Raw genomic sequence first — 2599 nt, 5'->3', positions numbered from 1 at the left:
CAATCAAGCCATTCATTTTAAATTTATCTCTAAGTTCTACCCCTTGGGTTCTTGTAGCTGCTATTGTAGTGTCTGATACAAATGAAAGGTTATCCCCAAACATTGCTCCACCTACTACTGTTGCAACGATTAATGGTAATGAAATACCTGTTTGTTGAGACATTCCAATTGCTATTGGAGTAAGCGCAGTAACTGTTCCCATTGAAGTACCCATAGCAAAAGATATTACACAACCAATCATAAAGATACCTGGTAAAATTGCTTTTGCTGGCAAAATACTTAAACCTAAATTAACAGTAGAATCAACTGCACCCATAGCATTTGCTACTGAATAGAAAGCACCTGCTAATATAAATATTACAACCATTAGGATTATTGTAGGATCTCCCCCACCACGAGAAAAAATATCAACTTTTTTATCTAAAGGTAATTTTTCGCCTTTTCTATTAAGGCATAGAGAATATGCTAATACAATTATGAATGCAACAAGCACAGGCATATTAGTAAAGTCTTTAGTAATTATCCCTGTTGCTAAAAATAAAACTAAAAATAATATCAATGGCGTTAGACCTAAAAAACTGTTGTACTTCTTGTCTTGGTTTTCGTTTTTCATTAATAATACCTCCTAGGATTTAAGTAATTTTAAAAAAATAAAAATAATAACGATTACATTTACAACTAAACTACCTCAATAATAAATAGATATATTAACTTTAAGCAATATTTATTAATATAATAGCATAGGTATTTATACTATACATAATAATCTGGGGATAATATTCACTTACCCCCAGATTTAGTTATTAATTACATCTAACATACATGGCTTTATATTTTACTAAATCTCAAACTATTTAACAATTAAATCTAAAGCTTGTTTCATATCAGCAATAATATCTTCAGCAGTTTCAAGACCAACTGATAATCTAACAAGTCCATCACTTATTCCACAAGCTGCTCTTTCTTCTGATGTATATGGAGAATGAGTCATTGAAGCCGGATGTTGAATTAATGTTTCAGCATCTCCTAAACTAACTGCTAATGCAGCTAAATGAACATTATTCATAACGATTCTTCCTTCTTCTACTCCACCTTTAAGTTCAAAAGCAATCATAGCTCCTGGTAAGTCCATTTGTTTTTTAGCTAACTCATAGAATTCAAAGCTTTCAAGTCCTGGATAATAAACTTTTTCAACTGCAGGATGGCTTTCTAAGAATTCAGCAACTTTCATTGCATTAGCACAATGTTGTTTCATTCTAAGTTCTAAAGTTTTCATTCCTCTTAATACTAAATAAGCATCGTCAGCACTTAATACAGCACCAGTCATATCTTTTACACCAACTAATCTAACTTGTGTAATAAAATCTGCACTACCAGCTGCAAATCCTGCGATAACATCTCCATGTCCATTCAAGTATTTAGTTGCTGAATGAAGAACAACGTCAGCACCATGCTCTAATGGTCTTTGAATATAAGGTGTACAGAATGTATTATCGACAAATACTAAACAATTTTCAATAGCATGAGCAATCTTAGATATTTCTTCTATATCAGTCACTTTTAGTGTAGGGTTTGCAGGTGTTTCCAAGTATACTACTCTAGTATTAGGTTTCATAGCCTTTTTAACTTCTTCAAGGTTACTTACATCTACAAATGTAACTTCGATTCCAAATCTAGTAAGTCCGTGGTTTAATAATGCAAAAGTACATCCATAAAGTGTATCAGATGCTACTACATGATCTCCAGCTTTCAATGCAGTCCATAAAGATGAAGAAATAGCTCCGATTCCAGATGCTGTTGATACAGCAGCTTCAGCTTTTTCAAGTATAGCTACTCTTTCTTCTACTTCAGCATTTGTAGGATTTCCAAGTCTTGAGTATATATATCCTGGCTCTTCTAATGCGAATCTTCTTCCGCCTTCTTCTGCTGAATTAAATACAAATGTTGAAGTTCTGTGTATAGGAGTAACTAACGAACCATATTGTTTGTCACCAACATGTCCACCATGTATTGTTTTTGTTCCAAAGCCCATATTTTCCATTTTTTCTCTATTCATTTATATCTCTCCCTTAAGTTTTTTTATATTTATTAAGCTTATTCTTGTTATTTAACTAGATTTCGAATCATAACGTTTACATATATATTATTAGCAATTTTCGTACCAATTTTACAAAATAGCTTTATTGGTATATTTTTCGATATTCTTCTAAAAAAATTTTCGAGAAACGGAAACTTTATTTACACTTTCGACAAAATAAACGGAATTTTTTTTTACATTTGTAAATAATATTTCCAAATGCATTTTGTTTCTCTTTCACCATGCTATCACATCTGAACATCCATCTCAAAGAAACATGAAATACTTACTTATTCGAGAAATAAACTCATTAGAAGCAGTCGCATCTAATGAGTTTATTTTATTTACTTTCTTATAAATCTACTTTTTTAGTACTATCAACTTTTCTTTTAAAATTTGGAATTCCTAATGCTATTGCTAGTATTCCAAACACAATCATTAACATTGAATATATACTATATGGAACTAATTCAACTGGAGATAATTTTGCTAATCCTGCTGCAACTAATATTTGTCCACCAT

General features: G+C 31.3%; 2 protein-coding genes. Both read right to left on the bottom strand.

Annotation, left to right across the window (positions count from 1 at the left end; all coding sequences use genetic code 11):
- The coding region (locus tag ACQ3F0_RS26615) for a Na+/H+ antiporter NhaC family protein (protein ID WP_428868849.1) at positions 1-613 on the bottom strand (613 nt) is incomplete at its 3' end.
- Between the two features lie 237 nt (positions 614-850).
- Entirely contained in the window at positions 851-2056 is a 1206-nt protein-coding gene (gene megL / locus ACQ3F0_RS26610; RefSeq protein ID WP_428868848.1) for a methionine gamma-lyase, read from the bottom strand.
- Between the last annotated feature and the right edge of the window lie 543 nt (positions 2057-2599).

Source organism: Clostridium sediminicola (assembly GCF_050402865.1).
GTDB lineage: Bacteria > Bacillota > Clostridia > Clostridiales > Clostridiaceae > Clostridium_AF > Clostridium_AF sediminicola.
The sequence above is the reverse complement of the archived record's forward strand: the minus strand, read 5'-3'. Positions and strand labels throughout refer to the sequence as shown.

Coding starts and splice junctions, on each gene's coding strand:
- megL (WP_428868848.1), bottom strand. CDS start 2,056: ATGAATAGAGAAAAAATGGAAAATATGGGCTTTGGAACAAAAACAATA.